The sequence below is a fragment of the Microbulbifer maximicatervae (SeqCode) genome (assembly GCF_052467505.1).
Genome location: NZ_CP174313.1, coordinates 4,059,610 through 4,077,705, shown reverse-complemented (window position 1 = coordinate 4,077,705; position 18,096 = coordinate 4,059,610). Strand labels below are relative to the sequence as shown.

At 52.9% G+C, this 18,096-nt stretch carries 15 protein-coding genes; 7 read left to right on the top strand and 8 right to left on the bottom strand.

Features of this window, described 5'->3' with window-relative positions:
• The first annotated feature begins 25 nt into the window (after positions 1 to 25).
• From ACJJIN_RS17925 to ACJJIN_RS17915, 3 genes are all read left to right on the top strand, one after another.
• A complete protein-coding gene (locus ACJJIN_RS17925) occupies positions 26 to 598 on the top strand; it encodes a TRAP transporter small permease subunit (protein WP_444895643.1) in 573 nt (190 codons plus the stop codon).
• Positions 595 to 1,959: a TRAP transporter large permease gene (locus ACJJIN_RS17920; RefSeq protein ID WP_444895642.1), complete on the top strand. Its 1,365-nt coding sequence runs from the start codon at positions 595 to 597 to the stop codon at positions 1,957 to 1,959. The genes ACJJIN_RS17925 and ACJJIN_RS17920 overlap by 4 nt, the downstream gene beginning before the upstream one ends.
• 184 nt (positions 1,960 to 2,143) lie before the next feature.
• On the top strand, positions 2,144 to 2,533 hold the full coding sequence (locus tag ACJJIN_RS17915; protein WP_108735392.1) for an acyl-CoA thioesterase: 390 nt from the start codon (positions 2,144 to 2,146) through the stop codon (positions 2,531 to 2,533).
• Between the two features lie 69 nt (positions 2,534 to 2,602).
• Here ACJJIN_RS17915 and ACJJIN_RS17910 read toward each other — a convergent pair whose 3' ends face one another.
• Positions 2,603 to 3,736 carry a TRAP transporter substrate-binding protein gene (locus ACJJIN_RS17910; RefSeq protein ID WP_444895641.1) on the bottom strand — a complete coding sequence of 378 codons (1,134 nt, stop codon included), beginning with the start codon at positions 3,734 to 3,736 and terminating at the stop codon, positions 2,603 to 2,605.
• 232 nt (positions 3,737 to 3,968) lie between these two features.
• The gene (uvrD, locus tag ACJJIN_RS17905; protein ID WP_282930603.1) at positions 3,969 to 6,173 is read right to left on the bottom strand and encodes a DNA helicase II; all 2,205 of its coding nucleotides are present in this window, start codon (positions 6,171 to 6,173) and stop codon (positions 3,969 to 3,971) included.
• A gap of 144 nt (positions 6,174 to 6,317) precedes the next feature.
• On the opposite strand from uvrD, the gene hexR reads away from it, so the two are divergent.
• Both hexR and ACJJIN_RS17895 read left to right on the top strand, forming a co-directional pair.
• Positions 6,318 to 7,172 carry a transcriptional regulator HexR gene (gene hexR, locus ACJJIN_RS17900; protein WP_444895640.1) on the top strand — a complete coding sequence of 285 codons (855 nt, stop codon included), beginning with the start codon at positions 6,318 to 6,320 and terminating at the stop codon, positions 7,170 to 7,172.
• Positions 7,173 to 7,289: 117 nt separating this feature from the next.
• Complete coding sequence (locus ACJJIN_RS17895) at positions 7,290 to 8,549, top strand: multidrug effflux MFS transporter (protein ID WP_444895639.1); 1,260 nt, start codon at positions 7,290 to 7,292, stop codon at positions 8,547 to 8,549.
• Between the two features lie 10 nt (positions 8,550 to 8,559).
• Here ACJJIN_RS17895 and gstA read toward each other — a convergent pair whose 3' ends face one another.
• Positions 8,560 to 9,165, bottom strand: coding sequence for a glutathione transferase GstA (gene gstA, locus ACJJIN_RS17890; protein ID WP_444895638.1), 606 nt, complete (start codon positions 9,163 to 9,165; stop codon positions 8,560 to 8,562).
• A gap of 114 nt (positions 9,166 to 9,279) precedes the next feature.
• Complete coding sequence (locus tag ACJJIN_RS17885; RefSeq protein WP_413663848.1) at positions 9,280 to 9,675, bottom strand: DoxX family protein; 396 nt, start codon at positions 9,673 to 9,675, stop codon at positions 9,280 to 9,282.
• Positions 9,676 to 10,194: 519 nt separating this feature from the next.
• Between ACJJIN_RS17885 and ACJJIN_RS17880 the strand changes: the two genes are divergently transcribed.
• Both ACJJIN_RS17880 and ACJJIN_RS17875 read left to right on the top strand, forming a co-directional pair.
• Positions 10,195 to 11,496, top strand: coding sequence for a cation:proton antiporter (locus ACJJIN_RS17880; RefSeq protein WP_282930598.1), 1,302 nt, complete (start codon positions 10,195 to 10,197; stop codon positions 11,494 to 11,496).
• A 13-nt stretch (positions 11,497 to 11,509) separates the two neighbouring features.
• On the top strand, positions 11,510 to 13,366 hold the full coding sequence (locus ACJJIN_RS17875; RefSeq protein WP_444895637.1) for a monovalent cation:proton antiporter-2 (CPA2) family protein: 1,857 nt from the start codon (positions 11,510 to 11,512) through the stop codon (positions 13,364 to 13,366).
• Between the two features lie 14 nt (positions 13,367 to 13,380).
• Here ACJJIN_RS17875 and ACJJIN_RS17870 read toward each other — a convergent pair whose 3' ends face one another.
• The 4 genes from ACJJIN_RS17870 to ACJJIN_RS17855 form a co-directional block, all read right to left on the bottom strand.
• A complete protein-coding gene (locus ACJJIN_RS17870; RefSeq protein WP_444895636.1) occupies positions 13,381 to 13,731 on the bottom strand; it encodes an AraC family ligand binding domain-containing protein in 351 nt (116 codons plus the stop codon).
• Positions 13,732 to 13,775: 44 nt separating this feature from the next.
• Positions 13,776 to 15,395 (bottom strand): Na+/H+ antiporter, encoded by a 1,620-nt coding sequence (locus tag ACJJIN_RS17865; RefSeq protein ID WP_413663851.1) that lies wholly within the window; start codon positions 15,393 to 15,395, stop codon positions 13,776 to 13,778.
• Between the two features lie 455 nt (positions 15,396 to 15,850).
• Entirely contained in the window at positions 15,851 to 16,666 is an 816-nt protein-coding gene (locus ACJJIN_RS17860; protein WP_444895635.1) for a class II aldolase/adducin family protein, read from the bottom strand.
• Between the two features lie 310 nt (positions 16,667 to 16,976).
• A complete protein-coding gene (locus ACJJIN_RS17855; protein WP_444895634.1) occupies positions 16,977 to 17,993 on the bottom strand; it encodes a zinc-binding alcohol dehydrogenase family protein in 1,017 nt (338 codons plus the stop codon).
• Between the last annotated feature and the right edge of the window lie 103 nt (positions 17,994 to 18,096).

The following is an 18,096-nucleotide window of genomic DNA, read 5'->3' as shown; positions in this document are numbered from 1 at the left end:
ATAAGATGTAAAGAGAGAAGCCCCCATGCGTTTTCTGCTGTGCAGCGCGCAGGCACTCGAGCGCCTGACCAGTCATACCGGGCAACTGCTGTCCTGGTTCACCTGGGCCATGGTCCTGTTACAAAGCTGTGTTGTGGTGATGCGCCACGGCTTCAATACCGGTTCTATCGCCCTACAGGAATCTGTGATTTACCTGCACGGTGCCGTCTTTATGCTGGGGCTGGCCTATGCGTTGCAGACCGAAGCCCATGTGCGGGTGGATGTCTTCTACCGCAGGATGAGCGCCAGGGCCAAAGCCTGGGTCAATGCAATTGGCTATCTGATATTCCTCTTACCGCTTTGCGTCTTTCTATTTATAAGCAGCTGGCACTTTGTACTGAATAGCTGGTCAGTTTTTGAAGACAGTGCGAACGCCGGCGGCCTGCCTGGAGTATTTTTACTGAAGAGCCTGATTCCTCTGTCCGCCGTCACCCTGGCTCTGGCGGGGCTGGCCCAGTTTATTCGCGCGCTGATGCAATTGATGCTGCCCCAACAACAGTCCATTCCAATGTCGTCGTCAAAAGCAGTACTGAAGCAGGTAGAAGGGGCCGAAGTGTGATTGAGCTAATCCCCTTTCTGATGTTTGCAGTCGTCTGCGCTCTGCTTATGTTCGGCTACCCAGTAGCTTTTACCCTCGCGGGTACCGCCCTGCTATCAGCGGGCCTGGGTATTGTGTATGGCGTATTTGATGCTGAGTTGCTGCGCGCTTTCCCCGATCGCCTCTACGGCATTATGCAAAACGGCACTCTGGTTGCCGTTCCGCTATTTGTGCTGATGGGGGTAATACTGGAGCGAGCCAAGATTGCTGAGGATTTATTGGTTAATCTGAGCAAAGCCTTTATGGGGGCTCCCTCGGGACTTGCCATTTCCGTAGTGGTAGTAGGCGCGCTGCTCGCCGCCAGTACTGGCATCGTCGGTGCAACTGTAGTCACCATGGGGCTGATGTCACTGCCCACCATGTTAAAAAATGGCTACTCCCCCAAACTGGCTACCGGCACTATCTGCGCCACCGGTACCCTCGGGCAAATTATCCCACCCTCTATTGCCTTGGTTCTGTTGGGTGACACCCTCTCCAATGCCTATCAACAGGCACAACTATCTGCAGGCATTTTCAATCCCAAGCCAGTCAGCGTAGGGGATCTGTTTGTAGGGGCAATTATTCCCGGCTTACTGCTGGTGGCCGCCTATATCATTTATCTATTATTTATTGCCCGTCGCCCCAAACCCACGGAGAGCAGCGAGCCTCCAGAAGTGGATAAGGCCCAGCTGCTTCGCAGTCTTTTACCCCCGATTGCCTTAATGCTGATTGTGCTCGGATCAATCATCGTTGGCGCTGCCACCCCTACAGAAGCGGCCGCCGTCGGCGCACTGGGGGCGGCGTTACTGGCGTCCAGTCGCGGAGCACTGAGCTTTAAGCGCGCCGGGGAAATAAGCCGCAGTACACTTCAGGTCTCGGCCATGGTTTTCGCCATATTGATTGGCGCCTCATTGTTTTCTCTGGTATTTCGCGGTTACAACGGCGAAGAGCTGGTGACAGGATTTTTCCACAGCCTGCCCGGAGGGGTAATCGGCGCGACCCTGTTGGTGATGCTGGTAATATTCCTGCTGGGCTTTATCCTCGACTTTATCGAGATCACCTTTGTAGTGGTACCAATTGTGGGCCCGGTACTGCTGGCAATGGGCGTCGATCCGGTGTGGCTCGGCATTATGATTGCCATCAATTTGCAAACCTCTTTCCTAACGCCTCCATTTGGGTTTGCTCTCTTTTACCTGCGCGGGGTGGCCCCCAGTTCTGTCGCCACATCGGCCATCTATCGCGGGGTAGCGCCTTTTATTGCCATCCAACTTTTACTGCTGTGCCTGCTGGCGATATGGCCGGCCCTGGCCACTTGGCTGCCGGGGGTGGTTCAGCAACAGTGATCTGCGCATGTGGAGAGCCATCCATAGACTGAGAGGCAGTACCAACGGCCAAAAACGCGCCTACGGTCGACTAAAGGCCGAAATTTATTCTGGTCAATTACTGGCCAAATTGTGCTAGAATGCGCCACCATTCCAGTAGTGGAAACCAATAACTCTAACAATCTGTGAGTACCCGATGTCCGCACTGTCAGCTCTCGATGAAGATCCGCAACCCACAGGCACGCTAACCCTGCAAACCCTGGCTATGCCCCGCGATACCAATCCGCAGGGGGATGTTTTTGCCGGTTGGCTGATGTCGCAGATGGACCTCGCTGGCGCCATTCTCGCACAAACCATGGCACGCGGCCGTGTCACAACCGTTGCAGTGGGCAGCATGGTTTTCCTGCGCCCGGTTCCGGTTGGCTCAACAGTCAGCTGCTATGCGGAGGCTATCGAAGAAGGGCGCTCCTCGATTCGCACCATGGTAGAGGTTTGGCTGACGCGGGTGGATTCCGGTGAGCAGGTCAAGGTCACCGAGGGTGAGTTTGTATTTGTCGCTATCGACGATGCCGGCCGTACCAGGCCGCTGCCCTGATTGTAGGTTTCGAGTTCGCCGGCTGTAGAGCAACACAGCCGGCAATATCATCGGCCCAGTAGTTGGGCGCTAATCTTCCTTTAACTCTCTCGCCTGGTAGTAAGCCTCTTCACTGATCTCGTGGTAGGGCTTCACATCCCGTTCAAATTCTTTAAAGGCTTTGTAAACACGGGCAAACTCCGGGTCCTGCTGCGCCGTCTCCTGCATAATTTCGTTGTTGATCTTCTTCAGGTGAGACAGAACATCCTCCGGCAAGCGCTCCACTTTTACCCCGTGCTCTTCTACCAGCTCCTTGAGGGCCCGGTTATTGCGTGCCGTGTATTCGTCCAGCATATCCTGGTTAGCTTCACGGGCGGCGACCCGCACTATTTCCTGCAAATCAGCAGGCAATTTTTTGAACGCCTTTTTATTAACGATAAATTCCAGGATAGAGCCCGGCTCATGCCACCCGGGGTAGTAGTAATACTCAGCGACCTGGTGGAAACCAAAAGCGAGATCGTTGTAGGGCCCCACCCATTCGGTAGCATCGATCACTCCAGTCTGGAGGGCGGTATAGAGTTCTCCACCGGGAATGGTCACCGCAGTGCCGCCTGCGCGGTTTAAAACCTCACCACCCAGGCCGGGAATACGCATCTTTAGGCCCTTTAAATCCTTCACCGACTCAATCGGTTTGTTAAACCAGCCCGCCATCTGCACACCGGTGGAGCCCCCCGCAAGTGGAATTAGGTTAAAGGGCTCGTAGATCTCCTCCCAGAGTTCGAGACCACCACCGTGGTGTAACCAACCATTCATTTCCTGGGCATTCAAGCCAAAAGGCACCGCAGTAAAAAACTGGGCAGCGGGCACCTTGCCTTTCCAGTAATAGGCAGCACCGTGTCCCATCTGCGCGGCGCCTTCCGATACAGCACCAAATACGCCCAGGGCAGGTACCAACTCACCGGCACCGTACACTTTGATCCTGAGACGCCCGGCTGACATCGCCTCGACTTTCTTGGCAAAACGCTCCGGCGCACTGCCGAGGCCAGGGAAATTCTTGGGCCAGGTAGTAACTAATTTCCACTCGAACAACTCTTTATTGCCCTCTGCGGAAAAGTGCTGGGCAGGGCCCATCGCTGCACGGGAAGCTACCAGGGCGGCGAAGGTAATGGCGAGCAGGGCTAAGAGCCCGAGAATGATAGCCGGGTACCAATTGAGTTTTTTCATTGCTACTAATTTATCGTTATTTTTGTATTGTACAAATTATCGGCAGACGCTTTGGTCGCCAACTTAGGTCTTCAGGGGAAGTCCTCTGTGATCTGACCCTGGTATTTTGAATGGATTCCCGCTATCGCTGGAATCCATTCACCACTATCTAACTTTCAATTCTGCATGCTTCTCAGTACCGACATGCTCTGGCACTCAGAATTTAATGCTTAGTGCCAGCTCAAGCCATCACTTAAAGCGGCTGCAACTTGGCCATTGAAAGTATCAGCCTCTTGTCGCCAACATCGTCAAAATTAACCAGCACCCGCATTCGAGGACCCGTTCCCTCAAACTCAATGACAGTTCCTTCACCAAACTTGGCATGGTCCACTCGCCCGCCCAGGACCAGCGGGGGTAAATCATCGAAGTCTGGCGCCGGGTCGGAAAACTGGCCTACCTTGCCGTAGTCCGCCTGATAGAGAGGACGGGAAATTTCGGTCTTCAGGCGCACTTCTTGCACCAAATTAGGTGGAATTTCGCCGATAAAGCGGGAAGGGCTGTTATAGGTTTCGCTGCCAAACAGACGCCGGTTTTCCGCGTAGGTAATGTATAGCTTGCGCATGGCGCGGGTGATACCCACGTAGCAGAGGCGTCTCTCCTCCTCCATGCGGCCGGGCTCCTGCGCCGACATCTTGTGGGGGAACAGGTTTTCCTCCACACCCGCCATAAATACCAGGGGAAACTCCAAGCCTTTGGCGGAGTGCAGGGTCATCAGCTGGACGGCATCCTCAAACTCATCCGCCTGACCTTCACCGGCATCGAGGGCAGCGCTGTCGAGGAACTGGTTAAGAAGCGGAATTTCCTCTTCATCTTCCTCTCCTTCGGGCAGGCCTGCACCGGTAAAGCCGCGACAGGCAGTGACCAGTTCCTGCAAGTTTTCCACCCGTGTTTGGCCTTTCTCGCCTTTCTCTTTGCCGTGAAACTCCAGCAAACCGCTGTTTTCGATCACATCCTCAGCAATAGCATCCAACTCTTTATCTTCTGCATTTGCTGCCAGCTGGTTAATCAGGTCCAGGAAGCTCTGCAGGGCATTGCCGGCGCGAGCAGCCAATACCCGTTGCTGCAACATCAGCTTGGCCGCCTGCCACAGGGAGCAGCCCTGCTCCCGGGCATAAGAACGCACCATCTCTACAGTGCGCGCACCGATGCCACGGGTGGGTGTATTCACCACCCGTTCAAACGCAGTATCATCATCGCGGTTGGTAATCAGGCGTAAATAAGACAGGGCATTCTTGATTTCCAGGCGCTCGTAGAAGCGCTGGCCGCCATAGATACGGTAGGGCACCTGCTCGCGCAAAAGCCCCTCTTCAAGTACCCGGGATTGGGCATTGGAGCGGTAGAGGATGGCGATGCTGTCGCGGCGATTACCGTCGCGCACCCAGTCATTGATGCGCTCGACAATAAAGCGCGATTCATCCTGTTCGTTGTAGGCCGCGTAGACGGCGATGGGCTCACCCTCTTCACCCTTGGTCCACAACTCCTTGCCCAAGCGGCCACTGTTATTAGCGATCACCGCATTAGCCGCGTTCAGAATGGTGGAGGTGGATCTGTAGTTCTGCTCCAGTCGCACCGTCTGCACTTCTCGTAAATCTGTGGAAAAGTGCTGGATATTCTCGATCTTGGCACCGCGCCAACCGTAGATGGACTGATCATCGTCACCCACGGCGGTGATATGGCACTGCTCACCGGCGAGTAAGCGCAGCCAGGCATATTGAATCGTGTTGGTGTCCTGGAACTCATCCACCAGAATATGGGGGAAGCGCCGGCGGTAGTGGGCCAGAATAGCGTCGTTATTCAGCCAGAGCTCGTGGGCCCGCAGCAGCAGCTCGCCGAAATCCACCAATCCACCGCGCTGACAGGCCTCTTCATAGGCGAAATAGATTCGCACCATGGTCTGCAACCAGGGATCGGCGCCGGCATTGATATATTGCGGGCGCAGACCTTCATCTTTCTGCGCACCAATCCACCACTGGGTTTCACGCGGTGACCACTTTTTATCATCCAGCCCCAGATCTGCCTGTACCCGCTTGATCAGACGCAGCTGGTCATCGGAATCCAGAATCTGGAAGTTCTGCGGCAACTTGGCTTCTTGCCAGTGAGCCTTGAGCAGGCGGTGAGCCAGGCCGTGGAAGGTGCCCACCCACATGCCAAAGGTATTCACCCCCAGCAGCTCTTCGATACGGGCGCGCATCTCGCGGGCCGCCTTGTTGGTAAAGGTTACCGCCATAATGGAGTAGGGCGAGGCGCCCTCCACCTGCATCAGCCAGGCGATGCGGTGTACCAGCACCCGGGTCTTGCCCGAGCCGGCACCGGCCAGAACCAATTGATTGCCGGGCGCGGCAGCTACTGCTTCGCGCTGGGCGTCGTTGAGGGGGTCTAAAATCTGAGATACGTCCATGGGCGAAGATTGTACCAGAGCTGATGCACAAGACCTGTGTAAATAAACAGGATTTTGTCCCGCCTGACAATGTAATGTGATGTCGCTCGCCAGCAGAGGGCACAGCGGCTAAACTGCGCCATCTGGCATAGAGAAGGAAGTCCTGTGAAACCGGCGGAAGTAACGCAACGAATCAGTGAACAACTGTCATCCATGCGCAAATCAGAGCGCAAGGTGGCGGAGTATATTCTCGCCAACCCCGATGAAATCATTCATATGCGCATCGTCGACCTGGCTACTGAAGCCCAGGTGAGTGAACCTACCGTGGTGCGCTTTTGTCGCGCCGTGGGCTGCTCCGGATTCCAGGAGTTCAAGCTGAACCTGGCGCAGCAGCTGGCTTCCAGCCCCAGCTTCGGCCAGATTGCGGTTACGGAAACGGATACCATTGCCGAGTACAAGCGCAAGGTTTTCGACTCCACGGTGGATACCCTGCTGAAAGTCCGCGATAGAATTGACGACCGTGCCCTCGAGGCCGCTGTCACTGCGATGGCCGCTTCCAAGCGGGTGGAATTCTTCGGTTTTGGCGCCTCCGGTGCCGTCGCTGCCGATGCCCAGCACAAGTTCTTCCGCCTACAGTTGGCCACCGCTGCTCACTCAGACCACCACATCCAGAATATGTTGGCCATGTCCATGCAAGCGGGGGATGTAGTAGTAGCTATCTCCCAGAGCGGTCGCACCAAGGCGTTACTTCGCTCCATGAGCATGGCAAAAGAGCAGGGCGCTCTGGTGGTTGGTTTGGCACCCAGCGGCTCGCCGGTGGCACAACAAGCCAGCATCCCACTGGAAGTGGATGTAGAAGAGGATATTGAGATCTATACGCCGCTGTCCTCGCGCATCGCCCACCTGGTGGTAATCGATGTCCTCGCTATCGGCGTAGCCCAGCGCAAAGGTCCTCAGCTACAGGAGCACCTGTTGAAACTGAAACAGGGACTGTACACATTGCGGGAAGACAAGCACTAAACTCCCTGATATCCAAAGCGGGCAAGGGACAATGTGCCCGCCCGTTTCTACCAAAGCCATTTCCCGCCAATTGGGCTTTGCCGGGAAGATCCTTCCAGGCTGTACCTGAGCAACATAATGACATCCATCGCTTCTAACTCGGACGAGAAAGCCCCGCGCTGGCTAGTGGTGTGGCTGGCCGCACTCGTTTCTCTGACACCTTTTTCCATCGACAGCTACCTGCCGGCCATTCCGGCGATGGCGGCGGCCCTGGATACAGAAGTCGAGCGGATGCAGTACTCAGTGTCCAGTTTTCTGCTGGGCTTTGCCCTCGGACAACTGTTTGGCGGACCATTATCAGATCGCTGGGGACGGCGCCTTGTAGGAACTATCGGCCTCAGTATCTATATAGCCAGCTCCCTGTTAGTCCTGTTTACCGACCATGTAGACCAACTGATTATTCTGCGATTCTGCCAGGCAGTTGGCGGCGGCTTTGCCACAGTAATATGTGCTGCAATTGTGCGCGACTTACACAGTGGCCGTGAGGCGGCAAAAATTATTTCCCTGATTAGCACCATCATGCTGATTGCACCGCTAATCGCCCCGGTGATCGGCTCAGCACTACTAGCCGTTGGCGGCTGGCAAAGTATTTTCGTCTTTTTGTTACTGTATGCTCTTGCAATGCTCGTACTAGTACAGTTACTGCTACCGGAGACCGTCTCCCGCTTTACCCGCGCACGCCGCCAGATGATGCCGCTAAAGTCTCTCGTGGGCAGCTACGGCCAGGTTTTGCGCAATCCCCGCGCTATTGGGTTCCTGATTGCACAGGCCTGTGTCAGCGGTTCGATGTTTATCTACATCACCACCGCGCCCTTTGTGTTTATGGATTACTTCGGTGTTAGCGCGAATCAGTTCCCACTGTTTTTTGGTATCTGCGTACTCGGGCTAATTTGCATGGTTCAGGTGAATATCCGCCTACTTAACTTTTTTGAGCCGCGCAATATCCTGCTGGCGGGTATTGTGTTGCAGCTATTGGGTTGCGGCCTGCTGCTGCTGGGAACTATGACAGGAGTCAAAGAACTTACCCTGTGGATGATTCCCCTGGTACTGGTGATGAGCTGTATCGGTATTACCGGCCCCAATGCCGCCGCCTGTTATTTGGAGTTCTTCCCCAAAATCAGCGGTAGTGCCAACGCGCTATACGGCGCCGCTCTGTTTATTACCGGGGGGATACTGGGTGGACTGGCAAGCAGCCTGCACACCGGAACCCTGACACCTATTGCAGGATCTATGGCGGGCTGTGCTTTTGTGGCACTACTCTCTGCACTATTTGTCGCGAAGGTTCGCCAACCGATCGAGTCCGATATCCCTGCAACCCGGCGCTTTACCCCGCGTTAACGGCAGCTCTTTACACCGGCTCTAAACTTTCCTCCTGAAGCGCCCGCTGCACTGCGGGCCTTTCTTCCATTCTCTTTTGGAATGCTTGAAGCCGGGGCCACCGGGGCATATCAAACTGCTGATGTTTCAGCCAGCGAGAGAGAACATACAGGTAGGCATCGGCAACCGTGAAATCGTCTCCCATTAAGTAGTCTTTATCAAGCTGCCCTTCGATATAGTCAAACCAGCGGATAAGCCTAACCCGGGAATCCTCCTGTTCTTCTTCTGTACCATGCCAAAACAGTGGTTTGAATAGCTTGTGGACTTCAGCACTGAGGAAGTTGAGCCATTCGAGAAGCCGGTAATGGGCCAGGGTGCCCACTGGTGGCGCCAGTTGCGCGTCGGGCTTTTGCTCCGCCAAAAACTGGACGATTGCCGGACCTTCTGTCAGTACTTCTCCGCCTTCCAGTTGCAGTGCCGGCACGTACCCTTTAGGACTAATCCTTGTAAAGTCGTCGCCGTTTTCCAGCTCATGGGTTTTTAGATTGACCTTTTGCAGGCCCAGATTGATCCCTGCTTCACAAGCGACAATATGAGGCGATAGAGAGCAAACACCCGGTGCATAAAAAAGCTTCATGGTAATCCTGTAGAGTCATTACCTATATCCAGGCAGTATAGGCCCGGCTAATTTCTCCCCACTGAAGCTCGACTGAAACTGGCTTCAATTCCTCTCAACAACTGTTGCTGAAATCTACTTACCGCGTATCCAATGGTCCAGGCTAAAGCGACCGGCACCGGCACAGGTCAGAATCAGGAAACCACCGGCAATCGTGATATTTTTCATAAAGCTGGTCATTTCTGTTGCATCACCAGGGGACAGGTGTACCAGGAAGGCCGAAGCGAGACAGAACAGGAAAAGGACAAAAGCAGAAATCCGGGTGAATATCCCCAGTAACACCGCGAGTCCTCCCACCAACTCAATAACGATGACTAGGGGCAAAATGAAGCCGGGTATCCCCATGGAAACCATAAAGGCCTCTGTCATTTCGTAGCCGCCAATTTTATTCCAGCCGGCAAATATAAAGATCAGCGACATCAGTACCCGACCGATCAGCTTTGAGGTGTCGCACAACATCGAATGCTTCACTACTACTTCCTCAATTGCGCATTTATGGGTATGGACTATCAACCAGTGTAGACACTGTCGTGAAAATTCATGAGATAGTCGGTAGCTGCCTTTACTCAGGAGGAATAAAAACCACTAGACTGGCGTGATAATCATCCTTTTTATTTTCAATAGTCAGTAGGAATCTACTAATTGGCAGTTAGAAAGTAATGAAGTAATGTTTAAAAAGCTAAGGCATTAATGAATTTTAGTGGGTAGGGGAAGTCGATCCGTTTGAGCGCAAAACTGAAAAATGCAGTTGTGTGGCGCCCTAGAGCCGCTACAATTGCGCGCCCATATAAAAGGGAGTTGGCCGCTTGTGCCTGCGCGGCCCGCCCCGGTGTAATCCTGTTGCCCTAGATCCACTCCAAGGGAAATCGAGCAGCCTCTGCACGACTACAATAACGGCACACTCACCATCATATAAATTGCCGCCGGGGCGCTCCCCAAAATGGCATTAAACCATCCGAGAATATTTCAGCGCTGGAGTCCACACACGGCATGGAAGTTTATTACACCTTTTGTTTTCTTGCCGCCGTATCAGTTTTTCTGGGCTTCTTGAACCAATACGTATTGCGCGCCCAAACCACAATCGCTATTACCGCCGGTGCCCTGGCCCTATCACTATTGGTCACCGCCCTGGGCAAGTTGGGGGTGGTGGAGTTGCGCACCTGGGCAGATCAGCTTCTGCCGCTGCTCAACCTTGAGGATATTCTGCTCAAGGGAATGCTCGGGTTTCTGCTTTTTGCCGGCAGTTTACATATCGATCTGTTGGAACTGCGCAACCAGAAACTGGAGATCGGTCTTCTCGCCATTGTCGGTACCCTCATTTCCACCTTTGTGGTCGGGGCCCTTCTTTACTGGTTCCTGATGCTGATCAATATGCCGGTGGCTTTTGTTTACTGCCTGTTATTTGGTGCATTGATCTCTCCCACCGACCCTATCGCCGTACTGGCAATTATGAAAAACCTGAAGGCCCCGGAGCAGGTTTCCATTCAGGTGGAAGGTGAGTCCCTGTTCAACGATGGCTTCGGTATCGTGATCTTCGCGGTGATTTACGCACTCGCTTTCGAAGGCGGCCAACCTACGGTACCGGCAGTGGCTGAGCTATTCGCCATCGAGGCACTGGGGGGCATATTGCTGGGACTGATCATTGGTGGCGTTTTCCACTGGGCCATTTGTTGTACCAATGATCACAGCCTGGAATTGATGCTGACCATGGTTATTCCCACTGCCGGTTTTTCCCTGGCCAATGTGCTCGGGGTCTCCGGCGCCCTGGCAATGGTGGTGAGTGGCATTATTATTGGCAACTTTACCCGCGAGCGCGGCTTTTCCCGGGTGAGCCAACACGAGCTGGATAATTTCTGGAGCATCACCGAGGACTTCCTCAACGGTTTGCTCTTCCTGCTGGTGGGCCTGTTCCTGATTACTATCGACCTGCGCCCCTCCGACTACCTACTGATGGCAGTGGGCATTGTCATTGTTCTCACCGCCCGAGTTTTCGCTGTCGGCATACCCTTCCTGTATTTAAAAAGTCGCCGCAAGTACCACCCCTATACCAACCGGATTTTGATCTGGGGAGGGTTGAAAGGTGGTCTGGCATTGGCGCTGGCGATGTCGATTCCCGCCGGCAGTGCCTTCGTCCAGGGACAGGACCTTCGCTACCTGTGGGTGGTCATGACCTATGGAGTGGTGCTCTTTTCTATCGTCGTACAGGGCTCTACCATAGCGCCATTGATTCGTCGCAGCCGGGAGTTTTCTGAGCCCGAACGCGACGAGCCCCAGCAACCGACAGCCAAATAGCGATAACGATTAAATGGAACACTCCGGCTTCCTTATTGAGGCAGTAATTTTCATGGCTGCTGCAGTGATTGCGGTACCCATTGCCACCCGCCTGGGCCTGGGCTCAGTCCTCGGTTACTTACTCGCCGGTGTGGCCATTGGCCCAAGTGCCCTAGGCCTGGTCGGCGATGCCAGCGATGAAATGCACGTTGCCGAGTTTGGTGTTGCACTCATGCTGTTCCTGATCGGCCTGGAACTGCAGCCGAAGAAGTTGTGGAAAATGCGCGGTGCTATCCTAGGCACCGGTAGTGCCCAACTACTGTTTTCCGCTGCGGCCATCGCTGGGTTGGTTCTCGCCTTTTCCGAGATGGATTGGCGCTCTTCGGTGGCTATCGGGCTGATCCTGGCACTGTCCTCAACTGCGATCGTATTGCAATCCCTCAGTGAAAAGGGCCTGCTGAAAAGCCAGGGCGGGCGCGCTGCATTTGCGGTACTTTTGTTCCAGGATATCGCTGTTATTCCCATCCTCGCGCTATTGCCACTGCTGGCAGGTACCGCTGCCAGCCCCCATGAAAGTGGCTTGAGTGGTTGGTATTACGCATCGGCAGTTATCGGCACCATGTTGGCTTTTATTTTTGCCGGACGTTACCTGCTCGGTCCCTTGCTGCGTCTAATGGCAGGCAGCCAAGTTCGCGAACTGTTTACCGTGAGCGCGCTACTGATCGTATTTGCCGCAGCTGCGGTAATGACTTGGCTGGACCTATCGCCGGCACTGGGTACTTTCCTCGCCGGGGTACTGCTGGCCGAGAGCGAGTTCCGCCATGAGCTGGAAGCGGATATACAGCCTTTTAAGGGCCTGCTGTTGGGTCTCTTCTTTATCGCCGTGGGTGCCAGCCTGAATTTCTCCCTGATCGCGGACAACCCGCTGATGCTAATCGGATTAGCATTGGCGTTGGTGCTGGTAAAATTTACCGTGCTGTTTGCCCTGGCGCGCACCTTGCGAATGTCAAAGGGCGAGGATTGGTTGTTCGCGCTGTCATTGGCGCAAGCCGGTGAATTCGGTTTTGTATTGGTAGCGTTCTCTACCCAGCTTCAGGTCCTGAGTGCGGACATCGGCAATCTGTTAGTAGCTCAAATTGCTCTGACCATGGCCCTGACACCAGTGCTGCTGCTGATCTACGAACAGTTTATCCAGCCGCGGTTTGTCACCGGCCCAGAGGTTCCCGCCAACATAGATACATCACCGCCTGTGGATTCCGGCTCACCGGTAATCATTATTGGCTACGGGCGCTTCGGGCAGATCGCCGGGCGACTTCTAAATGCCTGCGGTTTCAATACCACTTTGCTCGAACGCAATGCAGAACAGCTGGATCTGGTGCGCCGCTATGGTATCAAGGCTTACTACGGGGATGCCTCGCGAGAGGATCTGCTGCGCGCCGCCGGAGCCCAAAATGCGAAGCTGGTTATCCTAACCTTAAGCGACCAGGCCGCCTGTCTGGAAATTGTGGCCCAGCTGCAAAAACACTTCCCCAATGTGACCATCCTCGCCCGGGCCCGTAACCGTATGCACCAATATGCTTTGATGGAAGCCGGGGTCCGCTATATCTTCCGCGAGACCGTGGACTCGGCCCTGACCATCGGCGAAAAGGCGCTGGAACTATTGGGACTCAGTCCCATACAGGCGCGCCGCGCCGCCTTGAAATTCAAGCAGCACGACCAGCGTATGCTGGAGGCACTTTTCCCCTACTGGCGCGATGAGTCCCAGCATATTGCGCAAAGCCGAATCTATCGCGAGCAGCTTTTACAGGCGTTACAACAAGACCGCCGCGATAAGGACCTGCATCTGGATCACTACTGGGAAGAAGCCAAGCCCGAGATGGAAAAACAGTAAGCCGGTTATTGGCCCTAGGGGTTGTCATTAAGCACGACAATGGCAGCCCTGCCAGGACTCAGACTCTCGCTGATATGCCCCTTTCCGTGTAAATCATTGGCTAATAAGATATCTCCGGGAGCAAAGATATATTGTTCACCGGAGCTGGTTGTGAGCTTCACCCTGCCTTCAAGATAAAGAATAAACTGCGCCTGCGGGGCACAGTGCCAATCAAAACGCTGCCCCTCGCTAAACTCCCGGAACTGCACCTGCTTGGCGGGATAGGGGATTGAGTAATTACCCAGGGGCTCGCGCTGGGGACTGTCTATTTTTCTTTTCTGAAAAAGGGAAACCCCATTAACTGAACACAGCTCTACAAACTCCATATCAAGTTTTCACCAATTTAAGCGTGTCTATTAAAAGAGAAAATTTATTCTTTGTTAATTAAGCTCGCCTCTACCAGATCGACCTCCAAAACCAATTTGCGGTGGAGTTCATCATCAATCTTCCTGGAGACACGCAATTCCAGCAGTTGTTCGCGCTCAGCGGAAAGTGCAGCAAGGTGGTAATGACGCTCAACCCTGGAACGCATCCAGATAATATCCTCGCTTTCATCTTCTCCTAGGGTTATGCGCCGCCGATAAATAGCCAAAAGGTGATCCACCGCCTCAAAAGCAAGATCGCGATCTTTTTCGCCTCGATCAATATCATGACGCATATTCATTAGCTGATTCACTGCCGCTGTGGCAGCAGATATTCGCGCACCTTTTTCATCACCGATAGCGGCAAAATTGGGAGCTTCGGGTAAACGGCGCAATAGAACGGGCAATAAAAAACTTGCCAGCAATAAGGAGAGCAAGATAACGCCCATTGCAATAATCAGGGCTAAATCACGACCGGGCAACGGCTTTCCGTCTGTCATAGCGAGGGGAAGGGAAAAGGCTCCCGCCAATGTAATCGCCCCTCTTACCCCGGCGATGGTCAACACGCTAACCAATAAAAAATGGGTACCAAAAGATTCTACTTTCTGCCCAAAACGTGAGAGATATAGGGAGACCCATACCCACACAAATCTCAGGAGAAGTAGTACAACAAATATTGCCAGGACATAAAAAATAATTGTTAAGTCACCAGTGTGGCGCGCACCGGAGAAATCCGCTCCAGTAATTCGAACCAATTGCTCTCCCAACAAAACAAAAATAATACCGTCAAGAACTGCTTGTACTGTTTTCCATACTGCACGGCGGTCCATCCGTGTAGTCGACATTTCCGCGCCGTGTAAGGTGGTATAGTGAGTCGCAATTCCAGCACTGGCAGCTGCCAAAATACCCGATACCTGTAAAGTATGGGCGGCAATATATGCCGCAAAGGGCACTAATAAGCTCACTAGAACTTGTACAGTAGTGTCCTCACCGCCAATTCTGACCAGCAGACGCAAAATATATCCACAGGCAAATGCCGCTCCAGCACCAATAACCACACCGCCGATAGCGACCCAGAAAAAACCAGCCAGTGCGTGGGGAAATGAAAAGGTCCCGGTGAGGGCAGCAATCACTGCAAAACGGAAAATATCCAATCCCGAGGCATCATTAAACAGGGACTCTCCGGCGAGGATATGCTCCAGCCGTGGTGGCATAGACGTTCCACCGTGGACCACCGATACCGCCACGGGATCGGTCGGTGCCAAAATTGCCGCTACTGCAAAAGCCACCGCCAGTGGCATGACAGGCACCAACCAGGAAATAAAATACCCCATACCCACAACGGTAAAAAGCACCAATCCAATAGCCAAGGTAACAATGGCACCGATATCTCGAAACAGGGCGCCTTTCGGTATTCGCCAACCGGCAATAAACAATAAGGGCGGAACAAACAGCAGGAAAAAAATTTCTGGCTCGAGGGGTATTTCTATTCCCAAAAAGCTACCCAGTATTGCTCCCGCAGCAATTTGCAATAGAGGCAGTGGAATAGGTAAAGGCAACAGGCGCGCAATAACCAGGGTAATGGCCACAACTAACAACAGCACCAGCGCAATAACCAGATAGTGCATTACTCGCTACAGTTCCCTGTGACGCCTTATTGAAATAGATCTCTCTCGAGTAACTAGGGAGCCTCTGAATAACTCCGTAATGCCTCTGCGGGTCTTGAAGGCTGCAGATGTTAGGCGCAGCTCGCCGCGAATGGCCGTAGCCCTTTGCAAGAGCTGCAACGCAGCAGATGTGGCCTTCAAGGCCCGCCCTTCGGGGCTTACAGAGCGATTCACACTCCGCGTTGCGACTTCTTGAAAGGTCTAGACATTCCTGCGAAGCCGCGCCTTGATTGTGAACCGCTCTGCATGCCAGAGGTATCATGGAGTTATTCAGAGGCTCCCTAGTGCTGCTCACTCAATATCAGGAAGTTTATGCGAGAATAGAAAACAGGGAATAAATTCTGAGAAAAAGTGCCGGCGCTTTGCAGCGCTCCAAAAAATTACTCTGCAAATTTGGCAGAGTTTTTGGAACTTCTTTACTCAAACATATCCGGCTGTTCTTTTGCAATTACATTGTAGAGGGGCTGAAAGCTAAATAATCCCGCCAGTTCAGTTCCCACAACCGCCCGGGTTCGTATTGCCACCTCTGGATCAATTAAAATAGGCTGCCCAGCTGCTTCCGCCAGTAATTGAGCCTGGCAGCTTTTTTCCATAGTGATATACCACCAGGCAGCTTCATCGACGGATTTACCCACCGTTAGTAATCCGTGATTCTGCAATATCAGTGCTTTGTGGTTACCCAAGGCTTTAGCAAGGGCTGCGCCTTCTCCCATTTCCAATACCACGCCGGAAAAAGTATTCAGCAAACCGTGATCCCGATAAAAGGCACAAGCATCCTGGGTAATGGGATCTAGAAGGCGTCCGAGAGTAGACCAACTTTTCCCATAAAGGGAATGAGCGTGCGCAGCGGCTACCACATCTGGGCGGGTTTTATGGATGTGAGAATGAATAGTAAAGGCTGCGCCATTAAGGTAACCATCCCCCTCAACCACCTCTCCTTGATGATTGACCAGCAATAGTTGTGACATCGTCATCTGTTTAAAGGAAACCCCCATGGGGTTGACCCAAAAATGATCGTCATATTCCGGGTCACGGACAGTGATATGACCGGCTACACCTTCATCAAATCCAAATTTTCCAAACAGGCGAAAAGCCGCCGTCAGCTTCCTCTTGCGCTCTTCACGAACTTGTTCTGGCGGCTGGGTTGGCTCGCCAAGCAACATATTGATGTCGCCATTCATAACAGCAGCATCAATACCGGTTTTTGTTTTATTTTTTTCTGTTGTAGCCACCTAGCGGCCCTCTCATCTTTGGAAAATGCCGAGGCATGGTTATAGCATGACTTTTATTTTCTATGCGAGGATTAATAACTTAATAAAATGGTGACTGTTTAATGCGGAAAAATATAAAAGTGACTTTGATGTCTTTTCTATCAGTTTATTTTCGCCCGGTAGAAATATAAGCAAAAATTTACTGCCAAATAATGAAAAATAAGTATCTTGCACTTAGTTTTTTTTATCAAATAGTTAGGACTGCTTACTCAAAGTAAATTCCCACCCAGATGTCATAGATATGACTCTGAGTAGGAGAGAGTTTACTCTATCAAAAACCTTCCAGGACTATCTTTCCTTTTGCAGCCTGGGATTCGATAAGCTGATGCGCTTTTAAAAGATTATTTGCGTTTATTTTCCCAAAATTCTGCCCCATAGTGGTTTTAATTAATCCCTGGTCAATTAATTCCGCAAGTTCATTCAACAAAACATGCTGGGCAACCATATCCTCGGTAGAAAACAGCGCGCGAGTAAACATAAACTCCCAGTGCAGGGACACACTCTTCTGCTTCAGTGCCATAACATCCAAGGAGGCGGGGTCGTCAATCAAACCAAACTTCCCTTGAGGTCTGATACTTTTGATAATTTCCGCCAAGTGCTCTTCGGTATTAGTGAGGCTAACGACATAGTCGACGCCATCGATGCCTTCGCGGCTCAACTGCTCGCTAAGAGACTGACGATGATTGATCACATGGTGGCTTCCAAGCTCCTCAAGCCAGCTTTTGGTTTCGGGGCGGGAGGCAGTACCTATCACAGTCAAATTGGTCAGACGACGGGCCAACTGGACCATAATCGAACCCACGCCACCAGCGGCACCAATGATCAGCAGTGTCTTGTTGTTTGCCCCTTTACCCACCGCAACTTGCAGGCGGTCGAAAAGCATTTCCCAAGCGGTAATCGCAGTGAGAGGCAGCGCCGCCGCCTCGGCACAGCCAACCGTCTTGGGGGCAGTACCAACGATTCTCTCATCCACCAGCTGGTACTGGGCATTGCTGCCGGAACGGGAGATATCGCCCGCATACCAAACCCGATCGCCAACCTTAAAGAGTCCCGCTTCCGGGCCTACCGCTTTCACTATGCCCACAGCATCCCAGCCAAGTACCTTCCACTGACCGGTATCCGGGCTGGCCCGCTGCCTCACTTTAGTATCTACCGGGTTAACTGAAACGGCCTGTACTTCTACCAGCAGATCCCGGCCGGAGACTTGCGGTATGGGGAGGGTTATATCCTGTAGCGCTTCTTTATCACTGCTTGGCAGAGACTGTTGATAACCGACGGCCTTCATCATCAGTTTTATCCTTTTCCAATGGGGTAACGGGTGTGAAGGTATCTTAAAAAGGAATATCCACAGGAAAAACTGCCTTCTCGCAGAAGTTGTTTCAATTATTTTT